Genomic DNA, 20,974 nt, shown 5'->3' with positions numbered 1-20,974 from the left:
CAAAGAGCCTGTCCATGAGCACCGCCACCCCCACCGCCCCGACCCTGATCATCGTCAGCGGCCTGTCCGGCTCGGGTAAATCCGTCGCCCTGAAGACCTTCGAGGACCAGGACTACTACTGTTCGGACAACCTGCCGATCCGGCTGCTGCCGGATTTCGTGCGCAGCGTGCTGGACAACCATGACGGCGCCGCGCCGCGGCGGCTGGCGGTCGGCATCGACGTGCGCGGCCAGAGCGACCTGAGCCAGCTGTCGGACTGGCGCCAGCAGGCCACCGACGCCGGCGTGCAGGTGAAGGTGCTGTTCTTCGAGGCCAGCGACGAAACCATGCTCAAGCGCTATGCCGACACGCGCCGCCGGCATCCGCTCAGCCAGCTGGGCCTGTCGCTGCCCGAAGCGATCGCCCGCGAGCGCGAACTGGTGGCGCCGCTGCGCCATGAAGCCGATGCCGTGGTCGACACCAGCGCCTTGAACGTGCACCAGCTGCGCCGCCGCATCATCACCGAATTCGCCCTGGGCCATGCCACGCGCCTGTCGCTGCTGTTCGAATCGTTCGCCTACAAGCGCGGCGTGCCGGCCGAGGCCGACTTCGTGTTCGACGCCCGGGTACTGCCCAACCCGCACTGGGACCCGGACCTGCGCGCGCTGAGTGGCCGCGAACCGGGCGTGCGCGATTACCTGGAGGCACAGCCGGACGTGCAGCGCTACCTGGCCCAGCTGATGGACTTCCTGGATACCTGGCTGCCGAAGCTGGGCGACGGCACGCGCAGCTACGTGACCGTGGCGTTCGGCTGTACCGGCGGCAAGCATCGTTCGGTCTACCTGGCCGAGCGCATGGCCCGGCACGCCCGCGAAATGGGCTGGGACGACGTGGCCACCTACCACCGCGAACAGGATTGACGAGGACGGGCCCCTGTACCGTTGGTAGGTGTCGACCTTGGTCGACACGTCGTGCGCTGTTGGTAGGTGTCAACCTTGGTCGACACGTCGTGCGCTGTTGGTAGGTGTCAACCTTGGTCGACACGTCGTGCGCTGTTGGTAGGTGTCGACCTTGGTCGACACGATGGGGTCGGAGCCCTTTTCCCGTGGAAAAGGGATCCGACCCCCGGCAACACTGAATACGGGACACAGTGCCCCTCTGCTGCTGCTATCGCGTGTTCACCCTGACCTGTTAACGTGCAGTAATGACCTGTGGCATTCTCCTCGTAACACACCCTGGAATCGGGACCGCCCTGCTTGATGTGGCGACCCGGCTCCTGCGGCAGCTGCCGCTGAAGACCGAAGCTTTCGAAGTACCGTTCGACGCAGACCTGGATGCCCTTCTTCCGCTCGCCTCGGCTGCCCTGCGCCGGGTCGATGGGGGCGAAGGCGTGCTGATCCTGACCGACCTGTACGGCGCCAGCCCTGCCAACCTTGCCGGGCAGCTGGCCCGGCTGGGAACCCCGGTTCGCCGGGTGTCGGCGCTGAGCCTGCCGATGTTGCTGCGGGTGATGAATTATCCGGAACAGGCACTGGATCAACTGCCCGCCACTGCGGCGGCGGGCACCCGCAATGGAGCGATAGTCGACGATGCTTGAACGAGAACTCACAGTCAGCAACCGCCTGGGCCTGCATGCCCGGGCCACCGCCAAGCTGGTGCAGACCCTGGCGCCCTTCCGCTGCAACGTGACCATGGCCGCCAAGGGCCGTGAGATCAACGCCAAGAGCATCATGGGCGTGATGCTGCTGGCCGCCGGCCAGGGCACGCCGGTCACCATCCGCATCACCGGCGAGGACGAGGCGGCTGCGATGGACGCGGTGGTCGATCTGTTCGAGCGCCGCTTCGACGAGGACAGCTGAGCGTGCCGCGCGCACGTGCCGGGCAACTGCCTTCCGGCCAACGGCCGGTGCAGCTGCTGTCCGGCCACGGCGCCGCGCGCGGTACCGCTCTGGGGCGCGCCCGCGTGCGCCTGCCGCATGCGCTGGAAATCGCCGAACAGCGCGTCGCCCCGCAGCAGGTGCCGGCCGAGCTGGCCCGCCTGCACCGCGCGGTGGAAGCGGCGCGCACCGAGATGCACGACCTGCGCCAGCGTCTGCACGGCGCGCTGAACCAGGAAGTGGGCGAATTCCTGGACCTGCACGCCCTGCTGCTGGATGACCCGGAACTGCTGTTCGGCCTGGACGAACTGATCCGCAGCGGCCCCTACAGCGCCGGCTACGCGCTGCGCCTGCAACGCGACCGCCTGGCCAAGGTCTTCGATGGCATGGACGATGCCTATCTGAAGAGCCGCATGGACGATCTGGACCATGTGATCGGCCGCATCCATGCCTTCCTGCAACCCGACCGCGCGCCGGTGGTGAAGGGCCTGGCCGGGGAAATCCTGGTCTGCGACAACATCGCACCGTCCGAGCTGGCCCAGCTGCAGGCCCAGGGCGTGGTCGGCATCGTCACCGCCGCCGGCAGCGCACTGTCACACAGTGCGATCCTGGCCCGCAGCCTGCACCTGCCGCTGGTCGTGAACGTGCCGCAGGTGCTGGGCCGGGTGGCCGACGGCGATGTGCTGATCATCGACGGCGCAGACGGCAGCATCACCGTGAACCCGCAGGCCGACAACCTGCGCGACTACCGCGTGCGGCTGAAGGAACACGCGCGCGAACAGCGCGAACTGGGCCGCCTGCGCAGCAAGCCCAGCCGCACCCGCGACCAGGTCGATATCGCCCTGCTGGCCAACGCCGAATCGCTGGAAGACGTGACCCAGGCACATGCGCTGGGTGCGCAGGGGCTGGGCCTGTACCGCACCGAATTCCTGTTCCTGCAGCGCAACGAACTGCCCGACGAGGAAGAACAGTTCCAGACCTACCGCGATGCCGCACTGGGCATGAGCGGACGTCCGGTCACCATCCGCACCCTGGACCTGGGCGCGGACAAGGCCGACCGCACCGGCCTGACCCTGAGCAATGAAGACAACCCGGCGCTGGGCCTGCGCGGCGTGCGCCTGTCGCTGGCGCGGCCGAAGGTGTCCGACACGCAGCTGCGCGCGATCCTGCGCGCCTCGGCCTACGGCAAGCTGCGCGTGCTGGTGCCCATGGTCAGCACCCGCGAGGAACTGCTGGCGGTGCGCCGGCGCCTGCTGAAGCTGGCCGAACAGCTGCGCGCCGAAGGCCATGCGGTGGCCGACCATGTGCCGCTGGGCGCGATGATCGAAGTCCCCGCCGCCGCACTGGCACTGGAAAGCTTCATCGACCTGGTGGATTTCCTGTCGATCGGCACCAACGATCTGGTGCAGTACCTGCTGGCTGCCGACCGCAACAACGAAGCGCTGGGCGAGTTGTATTCGCCGCTGCACCCGGCGGTGGTACGCCTGCTGCAGCTGGTGATCGACACCGGCGCGCGCCACCGCATTCCGGTAGCCGTCTGCGGCGAGATCGCCGGTGATGCGCGGATGACCCCGCTGCTGCTGGCCTTGGGCCTGACCGAATTCAGCCTGCACCCCGGCACTCTGCTGGAAGTCCGCCGTGCCGTGCGCGAAAGCGATCTGGCGGCGCTGCGCGCACGCGCACCGAAACTGCTGGCCGCGCGCGACCGCCGCGGCATCGAGCGCTGGCTGGCGCTGGTGGCCGAGACACCCTGACTGCCGCGCTACGCGCTCGCCGGGCGCGGCCCGGCGCTACCACCACAATGCGTCCCCGGTAGCGCCTGGCCATGCCCGGCGGCTATGCGTTGCAACATCGGCTTGCGATAATGACGCGCTGAACACCCCTGTTGCCGCATCCTTGCCTGGATCGCGGCTTTTCTCTTTCCGCGGGAGCTGCGATGGCTGAGGCTGTACGCCACGACAAGACTGCGCGCCAGCTGCGGCTGTTGTCCGATGCACTGGACAGTGGTCGACTGGGCCCGGTGCGCCGCCTGGTCAACACCCTGGCGCCGGCCGAGATCGGCAACCTGCTGGAATCGCTGCCGCCGGGCAAGCGCGAGGTGGTGTGGGGCCTGGTCGACCCGGAAGACGACGGCGAGGTGCTGGTCCACGTCGGTGAGGAAGTGCGCGAGAGCCTGCTCGCGGACATGGACCCGGACGAAATCATCGCCGCGGTCGAAGACCTGGATATCGACGATCTGGCCGACCTGGTCGAGGATCTGCCCGATACGGTCATCGACGAAGTCCTCAAGTCGATGGACCGCGAGAACCGCGAGCGGCTGGAACAGGTGCTGTCCTATCCCGAGGACAGCGCCGGCCGCCTGATGAACCCGGACGTGGTGACCGTGCGCGCCGACGTCAACGTGGACGTGGTGCTGCGTTACCTGCGTCTGCGCGGCGAGCTGCCCGACCACACCGACCATCTGTTCGTGGTCAGCCGCCGCCACCAGTACCTGGGCCGCGTATCGCTGGCCGCACTGGTCACCCACGAAGACACCACGCCGATCAACCGCCTGATCGATGACGAGCAGCCGGCCATCGATGTTGGCGAAAGCGACCAGGAAGTGGCGCGGCAGTTCTCCGACCATGACTGGGTGTCTGCGCCGGTGGTGGACGACAACAACATCCTGCTCGGCCGCATCACCATCGATGACGTGGTGGACATCATCCGTTCGCAGGCCGAGCACCAGGCGCTGGGCGCCGCCGGTCTGGACGAGGAAGAGGATCTGTTCTCGCCGATCAAGCGTGCCGTGCGCGGCCGCGTGGTCTGGCTGGGCATCAACCTGTGCACCGCCTTCCTGGCCGCCAGTGTCATCGGCCAGTTCGAACTGACCCTGCAGAAGGTCGTGGCACTGGCCGTGCTGATGCCGATCGTGGCCGGCGTGGGCGGCAATGCCGCCGTGCAGGTGCTGACGCTGATGGTGCGCGGCATCGCGCTGGGCCAGGTGGGCCAGAGCAACGCCCGCATCCTGCTGTGGAAGGAAGCGCGCGTTGCGTTGATCAACGGCACCCTGATCGGCCTGCTGGTGGGCGTCATCGCCTTCCTGTGGTTCCACAGCCTGCTGTTGTCGCTGGTGATCACCCTGGCGTTGATCATCAACTTCCTGGCCGCCGCCCTGGCCGGGGTGCTGCTGCCGCTGCTGCTCAAGCGCATGAACGTCGACCCGGCCGTGGCCGGTACCGTGGTGGTGACCGCAGTGACCGACGTGATGGGCTTCTTCAGCTTCCTCGGCCTGGCCACCCTCATCCTGCTGCACTGACCGCCACACGGGGTCAGATCCCTGCGCAGCAGGGCTGTGACCCCTTGCCGCGTCCTCCCCGCCTGTCCTTTTTTCCCGGAAGCCCATGGCCACCACGATCGACAACTACTTCCAGCCCGGCTGGCGCGAACAGATGCACACCTGCGCGGCGTGCGAATGGAAAGGCAGCTCGCGCGCGATGGTGATGGAACTGGACGAAGACGCTACCGAGTACGACTGCCCGGTGTGCGAAAACCCGTTGCTGGTGGTGCTGCACCCCGACCTGGCGCAGGTCCAGGCCGCGGCCGCAGCCGGCAATGCCGAAGCACAGGAGCAGCTGGCCATCATCGCCAGCGCCCCGCGCCCGCAGTGATGCGCTGCACGATGCCCGGCGCTGGGCGGCCGATTACCATGAAAACGCTTCCAACCCTCGGGGAAATGTCATGGTCCGTCCGTTCCTGCGCTGGCTGCCGCTGCTGGCCGTACTGATGCTGGCCGGCTGCGCCAGCACGCCCGACAGCGCGCGTGGCCACTTCGAATCCCGCGCGGTGAAGGTGGACGGGCAGACGGCCTACTACCAGGTGTTCATTCCTGCCGAACGCGCACGTGCCGCCGGCCCGCTGCCGGTGGTGCTGTTCCTGCATGGCTCGGGCGAACGCGGCGGCGACGGGGTGAAACCGACCCACGCCGGGCTGGGCCCGCATCTGCGCCGCCACGCGGCCGATTTCCCGGCGCTGGCCGTGTTCCCGCAGGTGCCTGGCGATGAGGAGTGGAGCGGCCACAACAACCGCGTCGCCATCGCTGCGCTGGATGCGACCGTGGCCGAGTTCGGCGCCGATCCGGCGCGCCAGTACCTCACCGGCATGTCGATGGGCGGCTACGGCAGCTGGAACATCGCGCTGAACGACCCGCAGCGCTTCGCCGCGATCGTGCCGGTGTGCGGCGCCGTGCTAGCCCCGCGCGCGGTGCGCCCGACCCTGTTCGTCGAACAGGTCGCGCACGAAGCCGACCCCTACGCGGCCATCGCCCAGCGCCTGCAGCGCACCCCGATCTGGATCTTCCACGGTGCGCTGGACGATGTGGTGCCGCCGGCGGACGACCGCAGACTGCATGCCGCCTTCCAGGCGGCCGGCGCGCGCGACGTGCGCTACACCGAGTACCCCGACGGCAACCACAACGCCTGGGACGCCACCTATGCCGACCCCGCCATGTGGGCCTGGCTGTTCGCGCAGAAGCGCTGACGGCCGCGCCACCGCCTGCTAGGCTGCGCGTTCGGCGCCGATGGCGGCGCACCAGGGGATGGGACGATGAACGCAAGGATGCTGCAGGCGGCGCTGTGTGTGCTGCTGGCGGGTAATGCACAGGCGCAGGAGCAGGCGAAGGACGCGGCGCCGGACTTCCAGCTGGTCACAATGCAGCCGACCCGGGTCGGTGTCGACAGTGGCCTGGGCCACCATCTGCGCGAGGACGTCACCACCGCCACGCGCATCACCCGCAGCGGCGATATGAAGGCGGCCGAGCAGCAACTGCAGGCACCGCTGACATACTGTCGCGCGCAACGCGACACGCCCGGCCGGCGCGCCCTTGCCTTCAGTACACGCCAGCAATACGAGCAGTATCTGGCCGAACACGCTGACGGTACGCCCACCGAATGGTTGGACATCGCCTGTGCATCGGCGCTTCAGCAGTTGGCCTACATCCGGGTGGAACAACGCCGCCCGCAGGACGCCGTGGTGGTGCTGGAGGAAGCCATCGCGCTGGCCCCACTCGATCCGGAGAGCTTCAACGAGATGGGCATCGCCCTGGTGCAGCTGGGCCGCCCGAAGGATGCACTGGGCTTCTATGAGCGCGCACTGGCCCTGATCGATCGCGACAGCGTCTCGGCCAGCAGCCGCCCGGTGGCAATGCGCGGAATCGGCTTCACTCTGATTGAACTGGGAGAACTGAAGAAGGCCCGCGCCATCTTCCAGCGCGTGCTGGAAATCCAGCCGAACGACCCGAAGTCGCTCAATGAGCTGGCCTACATCGACGCCATGGAAGCCCGATAGAAACCAACCGTGCCAGGCACAGCGCCTGGCAGGTGCCAACCTTCGTTGACACGGCCGTTTGGTAGGTGCCAACCTTGGTTGGCACGGCCGTTTGGTAGGTGCCAACCTTGGTTGGCACGGCCGTTTGGTAGGTGCCAACCTTGGTTGGCACGCACTTACCCAAGACAAAGTCATTCCCCGATGTTCACCGCAGGCAGGCCCGCCCATGCTTGCCTCCATGAACAGCCCTCGACTTCTGCTCGGCCGTCATTCCAGCATCGGCCTCCGCTACATCCTCACCACCGTTGTGCATGGCCGCGCCCCGTTGCTTGCCAGCGATGCTGCTGCAGAGCTGGCGATCCGCGAATTCCAGCGCGTCGATCAGGAAGGCTTCACCCGTTCCATTGCCTACGTGGTCATGCCCGACCACATTCATTGGCTGGTCGAACTGCGCGCAGGAACACTTGAAACGGTAATGAAGCGTTTCAAGTCGCGCACGGCACAACAGGTGAATCGATCTTCAGGGCGAATCGGGCGTTTCTGGCAGGGCGGCTATCACGATCACGCGATTCGATCAGATGAATCGCTGTACCGGCATGCGATGTATCTGATGGATAACCCGATCAGGGCGGGGTTGGCGGTACAGGTCGGGCACTATCGACACGCGTGGTGCGAATGGGAGCTGGAATCGCCAGGTGGTTGCGTGGGATCCAGTGGCACTGACGAATAGTGCCAACCAAGGTTGGCACCTACCAGAGCGCTGTGTGTGCCAACCAAGGTTGGCACCTACCAGAGCGCTGTGCGTGCCAACCAAGGTTGGCACCTACCAGGGCGCTGTGCGTGCCAACCAAGGTTGGCACCTACCGGAGCGGTGTGTGCCGACCAACGGTCGGCACACACCAGAACCGCTATCAACCCAGCAGGGTTTCCAGCACGGCCATGCGCACGGCCACGCCGTTGGCGACCTGGCGCAGCACCCACGACTGCGGGCCGTCGGCGACGTCGTCGGTCACTTCCACGCCACGGTTGATCGGGCCCGGGTGCAGCACCGCGGCGTCCTTGCCGGCGCGGGCCAGGCGCGCGGCGTTCAGGCCGTACTGGGCGTGATACTGCTCCAGCGACGGCACCAGGCCTTCTTCCATGCGCTCGCGCTGCAGGCGCAGCATCATCAGCGCATCGGCGCCTTCCAGCATGGCATCGAAGTCATCGCCGACCACGCAGCCCTTCAGGGTCTCATCGTCGGGCAGCAGCGACTGCGGGCCGCACACGCGGATCTCGCCCACGCCCAGCGTGCGCAGCGCATGCAGGTCGGTGCGGGCCACGCGCGAATGCTTCACGTCGCCGACGATCACCACCTTCAGCTTGGAAAAGTCCGGGCCCTTGGCCTGGCGCAGGGTCAGCATGTCCAGCAGGCCCTGGGTCGGGTGCGAGCTGCGGCCGTCGCCGGCATTCACCAGTGCGGTGCCCTCGCCGGCCGCGGCGGCCAGTGCCGCCACCGCACCATCATCGGGGTGGCGTACCACGAAGCCGCGCACGCCCATCGCTTCCAGGTTCTTCAACGTGTCGCAGGCGGTCTCGCCCTTGCGCGTGGAAGAGGTGGAGGCATCGAAGTTCAGCACGTCGGCGCCGAGGCGCTGGGCGGCCAGCTGGAACGAACTGCGGGTGCGGGTGGACGGTTCGAAGAACAGCGTGCACACCGCCGAACCGGCCAGCACCTGCCGCTTGTTGCCGACCCGGCCAACGGCCGCATCGCGTATCTGGCCCGCGCGGTCGAGCAGCTGCACCAGGGTTTCGCGGGGAAGGCCTTCAAGGGTCAACAGGTGGCGCAGGCGGCCGGAGGCATCAAGTTGCTGGGCGGTCATGGCGGGCGTCGTGCAGTCAGGGAATGGGGATGGCGTCGTCGGGGGACGACAGCCAGCGGTCGATGATCACCGCCGCGGCCACGGCATCCAGCGCGGCCGCATCACGGCGGCGCTTGCGCCCTTCGGCGCGCTCGACGGCGAAACGGCGGGCGGCTTCGACCGAGCTGGAACGCTCGTCGATCATCACCACCGGCAGCTTGAAACGTTCCCGCAGCTGGCGGGCGAAGCCCTGCGCGCGCTTGCGGTTGGGTTGGTCCTGGCCTTCCAGGGTGAGCGGATCGCCCACCACCAGGCCGTCCGGCTTCCATTCCTTGATCAGGCGCTCCACGGCGGCCCAGTCGGGGCCGTTGCCGTGCACATCCACCACGGCCACCGCACGGGCATGCGCGGCGAACGCGCTGCCGATGGCAACGCCGATCCGCCGCGAGCCGACATCGAAGCCGAGCACGGTACCGTCGCGACGGATCAGGGCCGGCTCAGACATGGCCGCTGTAGTCGGTCAGGCGGAACAGGTCCACGCCGATGCGCGACGCCGCGCCCTGCCAGCGCTGCTCCAGCGGCAGCTGGAACACCACCTCGGCATCGGCCGGCACGGTCAGCCAGCTGTTTTCGGCCAGCTCGCTTTCCAGCTGGCCCGCCCCCCAGCCGGCGCAGCCCAGGGTGACCAGCGCATTGGCCGGGCCTTCGCCGCGGGCCATGGCTTCCAGGATGTCGCGCGAGGTGGTCAGGAACAGCCCCTTGCCCACCGCCAGGCTGGAATCCCATTCACGGGCATCGTCGTGGATCACGAAGCCGCGTTCAGGGTGCACCGGCCCGCCGTTGAGCACCATGCGCGCCTGCAGTTCGCCGTCGCCGGTGGCAATGTCCATCTGCGCCAGCACCTCGCCCAGCGTGTATTCCGACGGCTGGTTGACCAGCACGCCCATGGCGCCGTTCTCGTCGTGCTGGCAGATCAGGGCGACGGTACGGGCGAAGGTGGCGTCGGTCAGCGACGGCAGCGCGACGAGCAGGTGATCGGCAAGGGAAGTAGGCGTTACAGGCATGGCGGTCATTCTACCTGCTGGGGCCGCACGCGGGCGCGAAGGCATGGGCTAGGATGGCCGCATCCAAGGAGGAAACCCCATGCAACAGGACGCACCACTGGCGTGGCCGACGCGCAGCATGATCGTATTGATCGCCCTGCTGCAGGGTCTGGCGCTGTACGCCGCGCAGGAACTGCACGACACCGCGATTTTCCAGGATCCCGCCTGCCGCTTCGCCTGGTATGCGTGGGTGCTGACCGTGCCCACCGCCGTCGCGCTGACCCTGGTCGACCTGAAGGATCGCCGGCTGTGGCTGCATGCGGCGCTGGCATCGCTGCTGGTGGTGACGCTGGTCGGCTGGGTGGGCTGGACCGTGCGTGGCATGGAAGGGCCCTGGACGTCCGCGCAAAGTGAACCCCTGGCACTGGGGCTGGCGGTGGCGACCTTCGTGCTGCTGCCGTGGTGGCAGTTCCGCATGCAGCACGGTTCCTGGCGCGCCGACCACGCCGCCCTGTTCGACCGTGCCTGGCAGAACGGGCTGGTGCTGCTGCAGGCGGCGGTGTTCACCGGCCTGGGCTGGATGCTGCTGTGGTTGTGGGCCGCCCTGTTCACCCTGGTGCAGGTGACCTTCTTCCAGCTGCTGTTCGCCGAGCACGCCTTCGTGGCGCTGGCCACCGGCACCCTGGCCGGGTTCGGTGTGCTGATCGGGCGCACCCAGCACCGCGCCATCCAGATCACCCGCCAGGTGCTGTTCGCGATCTGCCGCGCGTTGCTGCCCTTGCTGGCGTTCATCGCCGTGCTGTTCGTCGTGTCGCTGCCCTTCACCGGGCTGATGAGCGGCGCGGGCTACCGCTCGCCGGCCAAGGAACTGCTGACCCTGGCCCTGCTGCTGATCTGCCTGGTGAATGCGGTCTACCAGCGCAGCGACAGTGAACCGCCCTACCCGCGCCTGCTGCGGCGCGCGGTGGAAGCCGGCCTGCTGACGCTGCCGATCTACGCCGGACTGGCGTTGTACGCGCTGGCACTGCGGATCGGCCAGTACGGCTGGACCATCGATCGTTTCTGGGCAACGGCCGCTGCACTGATCACCGCCGGCTACGCGCTGGGCTATGCGCTGGCCGTGGTCCGGCCCGGGCAGCGCTGGCTGCAGGGCGTGGAACCGGTGAACCGGGTGATGAGCTGGGCGGTGATCGCCGTGGCCGTACTGGGCAATTCCCCCGTGCTGGACCCGGCGCGCCTGTCCGCGGCCAGTGTGGCCGAGCGGCTGCGCAGCAACCCCGCGCAACTGGTGGTGCGCGATGTCAGCTACCTGCGCGAACACACCGGGCGCCGGGGTGTGGAGGTGCTGCGCAGGCTGCAGCAGGACCCCGCCATCCAGGCCGACCGCCGCGCGTCCAGCATCATTGCCCAGCAACTGAGTGGCAAGAAGATGCAGGGCTATCGCCAGGAGAACCTGGCGGAGGCCGGCGTGTACGATCTGCCGACGCTGAAGGCCCGCATCCACCTGGCCAAGGGCAGCGCATCGCCACCGGACAGCTGGTGGCAGGCGGTGATGGATGACCTGGACAGCACCAAGTGCCTGTCCAGCGATGACGGCTGCATCGCCCTGCAGCGCGATCTGGACGGCGACGGCCAGCCGGACGTACTGCTGTGCCAGATCCGCAAGGCCTGGGGCCCGGAGTGCGATCTGCACACCCTCGACCAGGGGAAATGGCGCAGTGTGGGACAGTTCCGGTTCGGCACCGCCGATGCGCAGGCCACCACCCAGGCGCTGCGCGAAGGTCGCCTGCAGACGCGCGAGAGCCGCTGGCCGGAGTTCCTGCTGGATGACCGGGCGAGCACCCTGGATTACAACAACGACTTCGGTGAAAGGCGCAGCAAATGAGCGGATACTGCCGCATCGCCCCGGGCCATCCGGTGCACGATTACTACCACGCCCATGAATACGGCTTTCCGCAGCGCGAGGAACGCGAACTGTTCGAGCGCCTGGTGCTGGAAATCAACCAGGCCGGCCTGAGCTGGGAAACCATCCTGAAGAAGCGCGAGGGCTTCCGTGCGGCCTACGATGGCTTCGACGTGGACCGCGTGGCAGCCTACGCCGAGCAGGACATCGAACGCCTGCTGTCGGACACCGGCATCATCCGCAACCGGCTGAAAGTGCTGGCCGCGATCCACAACGCGCAGGTGATCCAGCAGCTGCGCGCGCAGCATGGCAGCTTCGTCGCCTGGCTGGATGCGCACCACCCGCGCAGCAAGGCCGACTGGGTGAAGCTGTTCAAGAAGACCTTCCGCTTCACCGGCGGCGAGATCACCGGCGAATTCCTGATGAGCCTGGGCTACCTGCCCGGCGCGCACGCCGAGGATTGCCCGGTGCATGCGCGGCTGTTGAAGCTGTCCCCGCCATGGCTGCAGGCGGCTGGCCGCTGATACGGATCTGCCGGGCATGGCCCGGCGGACGCCCTCGGTGCGATCAGACGCCCATGTACCGACCGGGGCGGTGGTTGAACATCAGCACCAGGCTGAGCACCACCGCGCCGATGGCCGAGTACATCACCTTCGACGGCGACAGTACGAAGAACGCGGCCACCATCAGGCAGGCGTCGAAGGACATCTGCACCTTGCCCGCACTCCAGCCACGGGTGCGCTGCAGGTACACCGCCAAAATGCCGATGCCGCCCAGGCTGGCCCGGTGGCGGATGAAGAACAGGATGCCCAGCCCCGACAGCGCGCCGCCCACCAGCGCCGAATACAGCGGCGCCATGTGCGAGAAATCGGCCCAGCGCGGCAGGATGTCGGTCAGCACGCCACAGGCGGTGACCGCAGCGAAGGTCTTCAGGGTGAATTCCCAGCCCATGCGGCGCACCGCCACCCAGTAGAACGGCAGGTTCACCAGCACGAACACCAGGCCGAAGTTCCAGCCCATGGCGTAGTGCAGCAGGAAGGCCATGCCGGCCATGCCGCCGATCATCAACCCGCCCTTGGCGAAGATGGCCAGGCCCAGCGAGGCCACCAGCATGGCCAGCACCATGCCCTGCACGTCTTCGGCCACGGAATGGCGAAGTGCTTTGTCGTCGGCTGGGGTGCCGGCGCTGTCGGGCGGCGGGGTCAGCGGACCGGCGGTGACCAGGTGGCCGTCAGCGTCGTCGCACGGCGCGGGGCCATGGGAATGCAGGGACATGGGGTGTGGGGTGCTGCAGTGGGGACGCGTATTAGACACGATCCCGATGACAGTTGCAGATGAAATCGATTCAGTTGGGTGGCCGGCGAACGGCGCAGCCCCTCGTGGTTGGTCGGCTGCCGAAAGCAACAGCCGCGCTTGGCCGGGCGGGATGGGGCCGCGGGGGACGCCGTAAACCCTTCCCTGGGGGCTTGGCCGCGGCATCCATGCCGCGGACACCCCCGCGGCCCCACCCCGCCCGGCCTCTGACAGGTTCCGTGTGCCGTCCAGCCACGTGAAAAGAAAAAAGAAAAAGCAGGAGCGGGTCGCTTCGCTCGGGAGCGGGGGTCAGCGCGCGGCTTTGAGATGGTGGGCGACCAGGGCGTTGGCGTGGCCGTGGCCCAGACCGTGCTCGGCCTTCAGGTAGCTGACCAGTTCCATGTGCTTCAGCCCCGGCTGCTTGGCCAGCAGGCCCAGCCAGTGCGCCACCGGCTGGCCGTAGGTTTTTTCGATGGAAGGGAAATACGAGGCCGGGCCTTTCGGTGTGGTGTCAGTGCGCATGTGCAGCTCCTGTTGAACGTCTCTCATTCGACGAACCACAGCCCCACAAATCGACACCCCCACGACCAAGGGGTCGGAGCCCGTTGCGCAGCAACGGGATCCGACCCCGCCTGGCCCGACAGATCGCAGCAAACTGTCGAAGGCGGGGTGGCTCAGGTTGCGGGGGCGTGAGCGCCATGGATGGCGCGACCGAGGCTACATGGACGTACTTGCGCCGTCCCCCGCAACCTGAGCCACCCCGCCTCCCGCACGGAACCCGCTTTTGCCGTTGCTGGCGCTGTTGACGTTGACGTTGATTCGGCAGGTGCCGGGCGCAGCCCGGCCGTATCATCCCCCCATGCCCCGTGAAAACCTCAATGACCTGCAGGCCTTCGTCCACGTCGCCCGCGAGGGCAGCTTCACCCGCGCCGCCGCACAGCTGGGCGTATCCCAGTCGGCCCTGAGCCATGCCATGCGCGGGCTGGAAGCACGCCTGGGCGTGCGCCTGCTGACCCGCACCACCCGCAGCGTGTCCACCACCGAAGCCGGTGCGCGCCTGCTGCAGTCACTGGCCCCGCGACTGGCGGAAATCGAGGAGGAACTGGCCGCGCTGGCCCAGTACCGCGAGCGCCCGGCCGGCACCATCCGCATCAACGCCACCGGCCACGCCGCCGAATACCTGGCCTGGCCACGGCTGGCGCCGCTGCTGCAGCAGCACCCGGACCTGAACGTGGAACTGACCACCGATTACGGCCTGGCCGACATCGTGGCCGAACGCTACGACATCGGCATCCGGCTGGGTGAACGCCTTGCCCGCGACATGGTGGCGGTGCCGATCAGCCCACCGCTGCGCATGCGCGTGGTCGGCGCACCGGCCTACTTCCGCCAGCACGTGGCCCCGGTGCATCCCCACGATCTGGCCGCGCACAACTGCATCACCCTGCGCCTGCCCACCCACGGCGGGCTGATGCCCTGGGATTTCGGCCGCGACGGCGGCGAGCTCAGCGTGCGTGTCGCCGGGCAATGGACCTTCAACACCATGGGCATGACCCGCACCGCGGCCCTGGCCGGCAGCGGCCTGGCCTGGCTGCCCGAAGACCAGGTGCAGGCCATGCTGGACGATGGGCGCCTGCAGTCGACGCTGGACGACTGGTGCCCCACGTTCGACGGCTACTACGCCTATTACCCGTCACGCCGCCACGTCAGCGTCGCCATGCGCACCGTACTGGACGCGTTGCGGGGGCCGATGGCCGCTTGATGCAGGAGACAGGGTGCGAGCCGAGGCCCGCACCCTGCTTCGTTCAGCCTTTGGCCTGCGCCGCGCGCTGCGCGTTGTAGCGCTCGCCGACGATCGCCACTTCGTCCAGCACCTGGGCAATGTGCTGCAGTTCCTGCGGCGACAACTGCAGCGCCGCAGCGGCCAGGTTTTCTTCCAGACGATGCACCTTGGTGGTGCCTGGAATCGGCACGATCCACGGCGCCTGCGCCATCAGCCAGGCCAGCGCCACCTGCGCCGGCGTCGCGCCACGTGCCGCGGCCAGGGTGCTGATGCGGTCCACCAGCGCCTGGTTGGCGCGGCGCGCTTCCACTTCGAAACGCGGCACGGTGTTGCGGAAGTCGTTCTCGGCGAAGGTGGTGTCGGCGGTGATCGCACCGGTCAGGAAACCACGGCCAAGCGGGCTGAACGGCACGAAGCCGATGCCCAGTTCCTGCAGCGTGGGCAGCAGTTCGCGCTCAGGCTCACGCCACCACAGCGAGTACTCGCTCTGCACCGCCGCCACCGGCTGCACCGCATGCGCACGGCGCACGGTGGCCGCGCTGGCTTCGGACAGGCCGAAGTGCAGCACCTTGCCTTCGGCAATCAATTCGCCCACGGTGCCGGCCACGTCCTCGATCGGCACGTTCGGGTCCACGCGGTGCTGGTAGAACAGGTCGATGCGATCGGTGCGCAGGCGCTTCAGGCTGGCTTCGGCCACCGCGCGGATGTTCTCCGGACGGCTGTCCAGGCCGGTATCGGTGCGGGCCTGCTTGAAGCCGAACTTGGTGGCGATCACCAGCTGGTCGCGGTACGGCGCCAGCGCCTGGCCGACCAGTTCTTCGTTGGTGTACGGGCCATACACTTCGGCGGTGTCGAAGAAGGTGACGCCGCGCTCGACCGCCGCGTGCAGCAGGGCGATGCCCTGATCCTGCGCCACCGGCGGGCCGTAGCTGTGGCTCAGGCCCATGCAGCCCAAGCCCAGCGCGGAAACCTTCAAGCCGCTGCGGCCGAGTTCACGTGTCTGCATCGTCGTGTTCCTGAAAGGGGGAGCGACGACGATACGCCCGTCAGGCCGCCGGATGGAACGGCCTGGATGGCAGTCGGTCATGATTGGAATTCATCAATCGGTATCAGAACCGACGGCCGGCCAGCAGCACCCCGAACGCGAGGGCCAGCAGCAGCACGCTGCCGCCGACGATCAGCAGCAGGATATGCCAGCCACCGAAACGGTCCATCTGCTGCATGTCCACCCGTTCGTCCTGGTGGTAGCGGCGCAGCAGGCTGTTGATCGGCAGCAACGGCATGAACGCCAGCACCGAGAGCAGCCCCACCCCGCCGCGTACGTGGCCGACCAGGCACAGCAGGATGTAGAACACCGTCAGCATGCCCGGTGTGAACGCCAGGATGCGCCGCCGGTTCTCGGCCACGGCCTGCAGATCGCGGAAGCAGAAGTAGGCCCAGATCGGCGAAAACAGCGCGCGTGCCCAGGGCCATTGTTCGCCCTCGCTCTCGCGTTTGATCGCCTGCCAGTTCCGCCAGAACCAGTACATCGGGTACACGCCCAGGGTGGACAGGGACAGTGCGACGATCTTCATGGTGGGCGGCGAATAGTAGACCGCCGCGGTGGACGCGGGCCGGCTGGCCGGCGGCATCGGCGCAGCCGCCGGCAGCACCGGCGGGCGCGCAGGCGCAGCCGCCGGCGCACGGTACGGGTCGTGCAGTTCCATATGCAAACCTGTTGTCTGTCGCGCCGGCGCGGTGCCGGCTCCCCCTGTCCCGCGAACGCGGTGACGGCGCGACTATCGCAGAACCCCCCGGTAGAGTCGAGCTTGCTCGACTACCCACCTTGGTAGAGTCGAGCTTGCTCGACTGCCCGCCCTGGTAGAGTCGAGCTTGCTCGACTGCCCGCCCTGGTAGAGTCGAGCTTGCTCGACTGCCCGCCCTGGTAGAGCCGAGCTTGCTCGACTGCCCGCCCTGGTAGAGTCGAGCTTGCTCGACTGCGCGGAAAATCAGTCGAGCAAGCTCGACTCTACGCACGGGCGATCAGCGCACCTCGGAAATCTCCACACCATCCAGACCCTGCGACAGCGTGCGTGCGTCGCCGCCCTGGCTGAGCTTGATGCGCAGGCGCACTTCGTTCTGCGAATCGGCGTAGCGCAGCGCATCCTCGTAACTGATCTCGCCGGCCTGGTACAGCTCGAACAGGCTCTGATCGAAGGTCTTCATGCCCAGCTGGACCGATTCCTTCATCAGTTCCTTCAGCTTGTGGATCTCGCCCTCGCGGATGTAGTCCTGCACCAGCGGCGTGCCCAGCAGGATTTCCATGGCGACCTTGCGCGAACGACCGTCCGGCGACGGCACCAGCTGCTGCGCGACCACGCCCTTCAGGTTCAGCGAAAGATCCATCAGCAACTGGTTGCGGCGGTCTTCCGGGAAGAAGTTGATGATGCGGTCCATCGCCTGGTTGGCGTTGTTGGCGTGCAGCGTGCACAGCACCAGGTGGCCGGTTTCGGCGAAGGCAATGGCGTGGTCCATGCCCTCGCGCGTGCGCACCTCGCCGATCATGATCACGTCCGGCGCCTGGCGCAGGGTGTTCTTCAGGGCCGCTTCCCAGCTGTCGGTATCGATGCCCACTTCGCGCTGGGTGATGATGCAGCCTTCGTGCTTGTGCACGAATTCGATCGGGTCTTCGATGGTGATGATGTGGCCGGTCGAGTTCTGGTTGCGGTAACCGATCATCGCTGCCAGCGAGGTGGATTTACCGGTACCGGTGGCGCCGACGAACAGGATGATGCCGCGCTTGGTCATCGCCAGCGTCTTGATGATCGGCGGCAGGCTCAGTTCTTCCACGGTGGGAATGCGCGTCTCGATGCGACGCAGCACCATGCCCACCTGGTTGCGCTGGTAGAAGCAGCTCACACGGAAGCGCCCCACCCCGGCCAGGCCGATGGCGAAGTTGCATTCGTGGGTCTTTTCGAACTCCTCGCGCTGCGCCGGGGTCATCACGTTCAGCACCAGGTCGCGGCTCTGCTGCGGGGTCAGTGGTGTCTGGGTGATGGGCGAGATCTTGCCGTTCACCTTGATCGCCGGCGGCATGCCCGCGGTGATGAACAGGTCGGAGGCGCGCTGATGCGCCATCAGCTTGAGGAACGAGGTGAAGTCGATGGTGCTGGCGGTGCTGTTCATGGCGGGCTCCCAATGGGCATGTGCCAGAGATCGGTCGATGGCGGAACGTCAGCGCGGCGGCCACGCATGTGCGGGCCGCCGTGCCGAAGCCGTCCTTACTCGAACAGACGCTTGTCCTTGGCGTACTCGCGCGCCTGGTTGCGGGTGATCAGGCTGCGCTTGACCAGGTCCTGCAGATGCTGGTCCAGGGTCATCATGCCGTACTGCTGGCCGGTCTGGATGGCCGAATACATCTGCGCCACCTTGTCCTCGCGGATCAGGTTGCGGATGGCCGGGGTGCCGACCATGATTTCCCACGCAGCGGTACGGCCACCGCCCACCTTCTTCAGCAGCGCCTGCGAAATGACCGCACGCAGCGACTCGGACAGCATCGAGCGCACCATCGGCTTTTCGCCGGCCGGGAACACGTCGATGATTCGGTCGATGGTCTTGGCCGCCGAACTGGTGTGCAGCGTGCCGAACACCAGGTGGCCGGTTTCCGCAGCGGTCAGCGCCAGGCGGATGGTTTCCAGGTCGCGAAGTTCGCCCACCAGGATGATGTCCGGATCTTCACGCAGCGCCGAGCGCAGTGCTTCGTTGAAGCCGTGCGTATCACGGTGCACTTCGCGCTGGTTGATCAGGCACTTCTGCGAGGTGTGCACGAATTCGATCGGATCCTCGACGGTGAGGATGTGGCCGTACTCGTTCTTGTTGATGTGGTCGATCATCGCCGCCAGCGTGGTCGACTTGCCCGAACCGGTCGGGCCGGTCACCAGGATCAGGCCCTGCGGCTGCTGGATCACTTCGCGGAACAGCGGCGGGCAGGCCAGGTCTTCCAGGGTCAGCACTTCCGAGGGAATGGTACGGAACACCGCACCGGCACCACGGTTCTGGTTGAAGGCATTGACACGGAAGCGCGCCAGCGAGGGAATCTCGAAGGAGAAATCCACTTCGAGGAATTCCTCGTAATCGCGGCGCTGCTTGTCGGACATGATGTCGTACACCAGCGCGTGGACCTGCTTGTGGTCCAGGGCGGGAATGTTGATCCGGCGAACATCGCCGTCCACGCGGATCATCGGCGGCAGGCCTGCGGACAGGTGCAGGTCGGACGCTTTGTTCTTTACGGAAAACGCCAACAGTTCGGCGATATCCATGAGCGGCTACTCCCCAATAACGGCTGCGACTGGAAGGATCTTTCCCCGGGCGGCAGTATAGCCTCCTGTCACACCGGAACGCGTTACGTGCCCACTCCCCTGCCCGAAATCCTGAGCAACCTGCACAACGCCGCCGAGGCCGCCGGGCGGCCAGACCCGCGCCTGCTGGCCGTTTCCAAGACCCAGCCGGCACAGGCCGTGGCCGCGCTGGCCGCGCAGGGCCAGCAGGCCTTCGGCGAGAACTACGTGCAGGAAGCCCTGGCCAAGATGCAGGCGCTGCAGGACCTGCGGCTGGAATGGCACCTGATAGGCCATCTGCAGTCGAACAAGGCCGAGGCCGTGGCCGCCCATTTCGACTGGGTGCAGAGCGTGGACCGGGCCAAGCTGGTGACTGCGCTGGCCCGCCACCGCCCAGCCGGCCGCGCGCCGCTGAACGTGCTTATCCAGGTCAACATCGACGATGAAGGCAGCAAGCACGGCTGCACGCCGCAGCAGGTGGATGCGCTGGCCCAGGCCATCGCCGCTGAACCATCGCTGCGCCTGCGTGGCCTGATGGCGATCCCTGCGCCGTGGCCCGAGGCCGCGCGCCGCCGCGAGGCTTTCGTGCGCATGCGCACACTTTTCGAGACACTGGCCGCCGGCCACCCGCACGTGGATACCCTGTCGATGGGCATGAGCGGCGACTACGCCGAAGCCATTGCCGAAGGCACCACCCTGGTGCGCATCGGCACCGCCCTGTTCGGTGCGCGCCCGCGCCCGGCCTGATTCGCAAGGAGAACTGTTCCATGGCAGCGGCATCCATCACCTTCATCGGCGGCGGCAACATGGCGCGCAGCCTGATCGCCGGGCTGATCCGACAGGGCACGGCGCCTGCGCACATTCACGTGGCCGAACCGGTGGCCGAACTTCGGCAGGCGCTGGCCGACGATTTCGGCGTGCAGACCCATGACAACGCCAGCGATGCGGCGGCCCAGGGCGACGTGTGGCTGCTGGCGGTCAAGCCGCAGGTGCTGCGCGGGGTGTGCCAGAGCCTGCAGTCGCTGGCGCAGCAGCAACAGCCGCTGGCTGTCTCGATCGCCGCGGGTATTACCAGTGCGCAGCTGCAGCGCTGGCTGGGCGGCACCCTTCCGGTGGTCCGCGCCATGCCCAACACCCCTGCCCTGCTCGGCGCCGGTGTGACCGGGCTGTATGCCACCGCCGCGGTCAGCGCGCCGCAGCAGGCGCAGGCCGAACAGATCCTGGCCAGCGCCGGGCGCACGGTGTGGATCGAGGATGAAGCCCTGATGGATTCGGTCACCGCCGTCTCCGGCAGTGGCCCGGCCTATGTGTTCCTGCTTGCCGAGGCGATGGAAGCGGCGGGCATCGCCCAGGGCCTGCCAGCCGATGCCGCGCGCACGCTGGTGGTGCAGACCCTGCTGGGCGCGTCGCGCATGCTGGATGAAGCCGGCGAGAGCCCGGCCGAACTGCGGCGCCGGGTCACCTCACCCAACGGCACCACCCAGGCGGCGATCGAAAGCTTCCAGGCCGATGGATTTGAATTGCTGGTCGGCAAGGCGCTGCGCGCCGCACAGCAGCGTGGGCGGGAATTGTCTGCGGCCAACGATTGAGCCGGGTGTGCCGACCAACGGTCGGCACCCACCGATCATCCATCTGGGG

At 67.5% G+C, this 20,974-nt stretch carries 23 protein-coding genes; 14 read left to right on the top strand and 9 right to left on the bottom strand.

Going from position 1 to position 20,974, the window contains the following annotated elements; genetic code table 11:
• The first annotated feature begins 14 nt into the window (after positions 1-14).
• The 9 genes from rapZ (at position 15) to AC06FA_RS17000 (ending at position 7,890) form a co-directional block, all read left to right on the top strand.
• Positions 15-899 (top strand): RNase adapter RapZ, encoded by an 885-nt coding sequence (gene rapZ / locus AC06FA_RS17040; protein ID WP_478069322.1) that lies wholly within the window; start codon positions 15-17, stop codon positions 897-899.
• A 284-nt stretch (positions 900-1,183) separates the two neighbouring features.
• Positions 1,184-1,576 carry a PTS sugar transporter subunit IIA gene (locus AC06FA_RS17035; protein ID WP_312708773.1) on the top strand — a complete coding sequence of 131 codons (393 nt, stop codon included), beginning with the start codon at positions 1,184-1,186 and terminating at the stop codon, positions 1,574-1,576.
• On the top strand, positions 1,569-1,838 hold the full coding sequence (locus AC06FA_RS17030; protein ID WP_108748798.1) for an HPr family phosphocarrier protein: 270 nt from the start codon (positions 1,569-1,571) through the stop codon (positions 1,836-1,838). The genes AC06FA_RS17035 and AC06FA_RS17030 overlap by 8 nt, the downstream gene beginning before the upstream one ends.
• A gap of 2 nt (positions 1,839-1,840) precedes the next feature.
• Complete coding sequence (ptsP, locus tag AC06FA_RS17025) at positions 1,841-3,610, top strand: phosphoenolpyruvate--protein phosphotransferase (RefSeq protein ID WP_478069321.1); 1,770 nt, start codon at positions 1,841-1,843, stop codon at positions 3,608-3,610.
• Between the two features lie 182 nt (positions 3,611-3,792).
• Positions 3,793-5,154 (top strand): magnesium transporter, encoded by a 1,362-nt coding sequence (gene mgtE / locus AC06FA_RS17020; RefSeq protein ID WP_108748796.1) that lies wholly within the window; start codon positions 3,793-3,795, stop codon positions 5,152-5,154.
• 85 nt (positions 5,155-5,239) lie between these two features.
• Positions 5,240-5,506 carry a hypothetical protein gene (locus tag AC06FA_RS17015; RefSeq protein ID WP_312708775.1) on the top strand — a complete coding sequence of 89 codons (267 nt, stop codon included), beginning with the start codon at positions 5,240-5,242 and terminating at the stop codon, positions 5,504-5,506.
• Positions 5,507-5,576: 70 nt separating this feature from the next.
• Positions 5,577-6,374 (top strand): carboxylesterase family protein, encoded by a 798-nt coding sequence (locus AC06FA_RS17010; RefSeq protein ID WP_478069320.1) that lies wholly within the window; start codon positions 5,577-5,579, stop codon positions 6,372-6,374.
• A 66-nt stretch (positions 6,375-6,440) separates the two neighbouring features.
• On the top strand, positions 6,441-7,181 hold the full coding sequence (locus AC06FA_RS17005) for a tetratricopeptide repeat protein (RefSeq protein ID WP_478069319.1): 741 nt from the start codon (positions 6,441-6,443) through the stop codon (positions 7,179-7,181).
• A 217-nt stretch (positions 7,182-7,398) separates the two neighbouring features.
• Entirely contained in the window at positions 7,399-7,890 is a 492-nt protein-coding gene (locus AC06FA_RS17000) for an REP-associated tyrosine transposase (protein ID WP_478069337.1), read from the top strand.
• A 181-nt stretch (positions 7,891-8,071) separates the two neighbouring features.
• Here the strand turns inward: AC06FA_RS17000 and AC06FA_RS16995 are convergent, their stop codons facing one another.
• The 3 genes from AC06FA_RS16995 to AC06FA_RS16985 are packed head-to-tail and all read right to left on the bottom strand — an operon-like array spanning position 8,072 to position 10,065.
• On the bottom strand, positions 8,072-9,022 hold the full coding sequence (locus tag AC06FA_RS16995; protein WP_478069318.1) for an aspartate carbamoyltransferase catalytic subunit: 951 nt from the start codon (positions 9,020-9,022) through the stop codon (positions 8,072-8,074).
• A 16-nt stretch (positions 9,023-9,038) separates the two neighbouring features.
• Positions 9,039-9,506 (bottom strand): Holliday junction resolvase RuvX, encoded by a 468-nt coding sequence (ruvX, locus tag AC06FA_RS16990; RefSeq protein WP_478069317.1) that lies wholly within the window; start codon positions 9,504-9,506, stop codon positions 9,039-9,041.
• The gene (locus AC06FA_RS16985) at positions 9,499-10,065 is read right to left on the bottom strand and encodes a YqgE/AlgH family protein (RefSeq protein ID WP_478069336.1); all 567 of its coding nucleotides are present in this window, start codon (positions 10,063-10,065) and stop codon (positions 9,499-9,501) included. Before AC06FA_RS16985 ends, ruvX begins: the two co-directional genes overlap by 8 nt.
• A 79-nt stretch (positions 10,066-10,144) precedes the next feature.
• Here AC06FA_RS16985 and AC06FA_RS16980 point away from each other — a divergent pair, with 79 nt between their 5' ends.
• Positions 10,145-11,929 (top strand): DUF4153 domain-containing protein, encoded by a 1,785-nt coding sequence (locus AC06FA_RS16980; protein WP_478069316.1) that lies wholly within the window; start codon positions 10,145-10,147, stop codon positions 11,927-11,929.
• The gene (locus tag AC06FA_RS16975) at positions 11,926-12,471 is read left to right on the top strand and encodes a DNA-3-methyladenine glycosylase I (RefSeq protein ID WP_478069315.1); all 546 of its coding nucleotides are present in this window, start codon (positions 11,926-11,928) and stop codon (positions 12,469-12,471) included. Before AC06FA_RS16980 ends, AC06FA_RS16975 begins: the two co-directional genes overlap by 4 nt.
• Positions 12,472-12,514: 43 nt before the next feature.
• Here AC06FA_RS16975 and AC06FA_RS16970 read toward each other — a convergent pair whose 3' ends face one another.
• Positions 12,515-13,222, bottom strand: a complete 708-nt coding sequence (locus AC06FA_RS16970; protein ID WP_312708785.1) for a YitT family protein — start codon at positions 13,220-13,222, stop codon at positions 12,515-12,517.
• 327 nt (positions 13,223-13,549) lie between these two features.
• On the bottom strand, positions 13,550-13,762 hold the full coding sequence (locus tag AC06FA_RS16965) for a DUF4287 domain-containing protein (protein WP_478069314.1): 213 nt from the start codon (positions 13,760-13,762) through the stop codon (positions 13,550-13,552).
• A 337-nt stretch (positions 13,763-14,099) separates the two neighbouring features.
• On the opposite strand from AC06FA_RS16965, the gene AC06FA_RS16960 reads away from it, so the two are divergent.
• Positions 14,100-14,999: a LysR family transcriptional regulator gene (locus tag AC06FA_RS16960; protein ID WP_478069313.1), complete on the top strand. Its 900-nt coding sequence runs from the start codon at positions 14,100-14,102 to the stop codon at positions 14,997-14,999.
• Positions 15,000-15,042: 43 nt separating this feature from the next.
• On the opposite strand, the gene AC06FA_RS16955 is transcribed toward AC06FA_RS16960, so the two are convergent.
• The 4 genes from AC06FA_RS16955 to AC06FA_RS16940 all read right to left on the bottom strand — a co-directional run bounded on the left by AC06FA_RS16955 (position 15,043) and on the right by AC06FA_RS16940 (position 19,318).
• The gene (locus AC06FA_RS16955; protein WP_478069312.1) at positions 15,043-16,026 is read right to left on the bottom strand and encodes an aldo/keto reductase; all 984 of its coding nucleotides are present in this window, start codon (positions 16,024-16,026) and stop codon (positions 15,043-15,045) included.
• 103 nt (positions 16,027-16,129) lie between these two features.
• Positions 16,130-16,726, bottom strand: coding sequence for a hypothetical protein (locus tag AC06FA_RS16950; RefSeq protein ID WP_478069311.1), 597 nt, complete (start codon positions 16,724-16,726; stop codon positions 16,130-16,132).
• Positions 16,727-17,042: 316 nt separating this feature from the next.
• Complete coding sequence (locus AC06FA_RS16945; protein WP_478069310.1) at positions 17,043-18,185, bottom strand: PilT/PilU family type 4a pilus ATPase; 1,143 nt, start codon at positions 18,183-18,185, stop codon at positions 17,043-17,045.
• Positions 18,186-18,280: 95 nt separating this feature from the next.
• A complete protein-coding gene (locus AC06FA_RS16940) occupies positions 18,281-19,318 on the bottom strand; it encodes a type IV pilus twitching motility protein PilT (protein WP_108748780.1) in 1,038 nt (345 codons plus the stop codon).
• 87 nt (positions 19,319-19,405) lie between these two features.
• On the opposite strand from AC06FA_RS16940, the gene AC06FA_RS16935 reads away from it, so the two are divergent.
• Entirely contained in the window at positions 19,406-20,083 is a 678-nt protein-coding gene (locus AC06FA_RS16935; RefSeq protein ID WP_478069309.1) for a YggS family pyridoxal phosphate-dependent enzyme, read from the top strand.
• A gap of 20 nt (positions 20,084-20,103) precedes the next feature.
• A complete protein-coding gene (proC, locus tag AC06FA_RS16930; RefSeq protein ID WP_478069308.1) occupies positions 20,104-20,925 on the top strand; it encodes a pyrroline-5-carboxylate reductase in 822 nt (273 codons plus the stop codon).
• Positions 20,926-20,974 lie beyond the last annotated feature (49 nt).

The organism is Stenotrophomonas sp. Steno-C17 (assembly GCF_056393165.1).
Note: the sequence above shows the minus strand (reverse complement) of the source record. Positions and strands in the feature narration are given on the sequence as shown.

Bases quoted from the DNA above. Each gene is read 5' to 3' on its own strand.
- rapZ (WP_478069322.1), top strand. From the start codon at position 15: ATGAGCACCGCCACCCCCACCGCCCCGACCCTGATCATCGTCAGCGGC.
- AC06FA_RS17035 (WP_312708773.1), top strand. From the start codon at position 1,184: ATGACCTGTGGCATTCTCCTCGTAACACACCCTGGAATCGGGACCGCC.
- AC06FA_RS17030 (WP_108748798.1), top strand. From the start codon at position 1,569: ATGCTTGAACGAGAACTCACAGTCAGCAACCGCCTGGGCCTGCATGCC.
- mgtE (WP_108748796.1), top strand. From the start codon at position 3,793: ATGGCTGAGGCTGTACGCCACGACAAGACTGCGCGCCAGCTGCGGCTG.
- AC06FA_RS17015 (WP_312708775.1), top strand. From the start codon at position 5,240: ATGGCCACCACGATCGACAACTACTTCCAGCCCGGCTGGCGCGAACAG.
- AC06FA_RS17010 (WP_478069320.1), top strand. From the start codon at position 5,577: ATGGTCCGTCCGTTCCTGCGCTGGCTGCCGCTGCTGGCCGTACTGATG.
- AC06FA_RS17005 (WP_478069319.1), top strand. From the start codon at position 6,441: ATGAACGCAAGGATGCTGCAGGCGGCGCTGTGTGTGCTGCTGGCGGGT.
- AC06FA_RS17000 (WP_478069337.1), top strand. From the start codon at position 7,399: ATGAACAGCCCTCGACTTCTGCTCGGCCGTCATTCCAGCATCGGCCTC.
- AC06FA_RS16995 (WP_478069318.1), bottom strand. From the start codon at position 9,022: ATGACCGCCCAGCAACTTGATGCCTCCGGCCGCCTGCGCCACCTGTTG.
- ruvX (WP_478069317.1), bottom strand. From the start codon at position 9,506: ATGTCTGAGCCGGCCCTGATCCGTCGCGACGGTACCGTGCTCGGCTTC.
- AC06FA_RS16985 (WP_478069336.1), bottom strand. From the start codon at position 10,065: ATGCCTGTAACGCCTACTTCCCTTGCCGATCACCTGCTCGTCGCGCTG.
- AC06FA_RS16980 (WP_478069316.1), top strand. From the start codon at position 10,145: ATGCAACAGGACGCACCACTGGCGTGGCCGACGCGCAGCATGATCGTA.
- AC06FA_RS16975 (WP_478069315.1), top strand. From the start codon at position 11,926: ATGAGCGGATACTGCCGCATCGCCCCGGGCCATCCGGTGCACGATTAC.
- AC06FA_RS16970 (WP_312708785.1), bottom strand. From the start codon at position 13,222: ATGTCCCTGCATTCCCATGGCCCCGCGCCGTGCGACGACGCTGACGGC.
- AC06FA_RS16965 (WP_478069314.1), bottom strand. From the start codon at position 13,762: ATGCGCACTGACACCACACCGAAAGGCCCGGCCTCGTATTTCCCTTCC.
- AC06FA_RS16960 (WP_478069313.1), top strand. From the start codon at position 14,100: ATGCCCCGTGAAAACCTCAATGACCTGCAGGCCTTCGTCCACGTCGCC.
- AC06FA_RS16955 (WP_478069312.1), bottom strand. From the start codon at position 16,026: ATGCAGACACGTGAACTCGGCCGCAGCGGCTTGAAGGTTTCCGCGCTG.
- AC06FA_RS16950 (WP_478069311.1), bottom strand. From the start codon at position 16,726: ATGGAACTGCACGACCCGTACCGTGCGCCGGCGGCTGCGCCTGCGCGC.
- AC06FA_RS16945 (WP_478069310.1), bottom strand. From the start codon at position 18,185: ATGAACAGCACCGCCAGCACCATCGACTTCACCTCGTTCCTCAAGCTG.
- AC06FA_RS16940 (WP_108748780.1), bottom strand. From the start codon at position 19,318: ATGGATATCGCCGAACTGTTGGCGTTTTCCGTAAAGAACAAAGCGTCC.
- proC (WP_478069308.1), top strand. From the start codon at position 20,104: ATGGCAGCGGCATCCATCACCTTCATCGGCGGCGGCAACATGGCGCGC.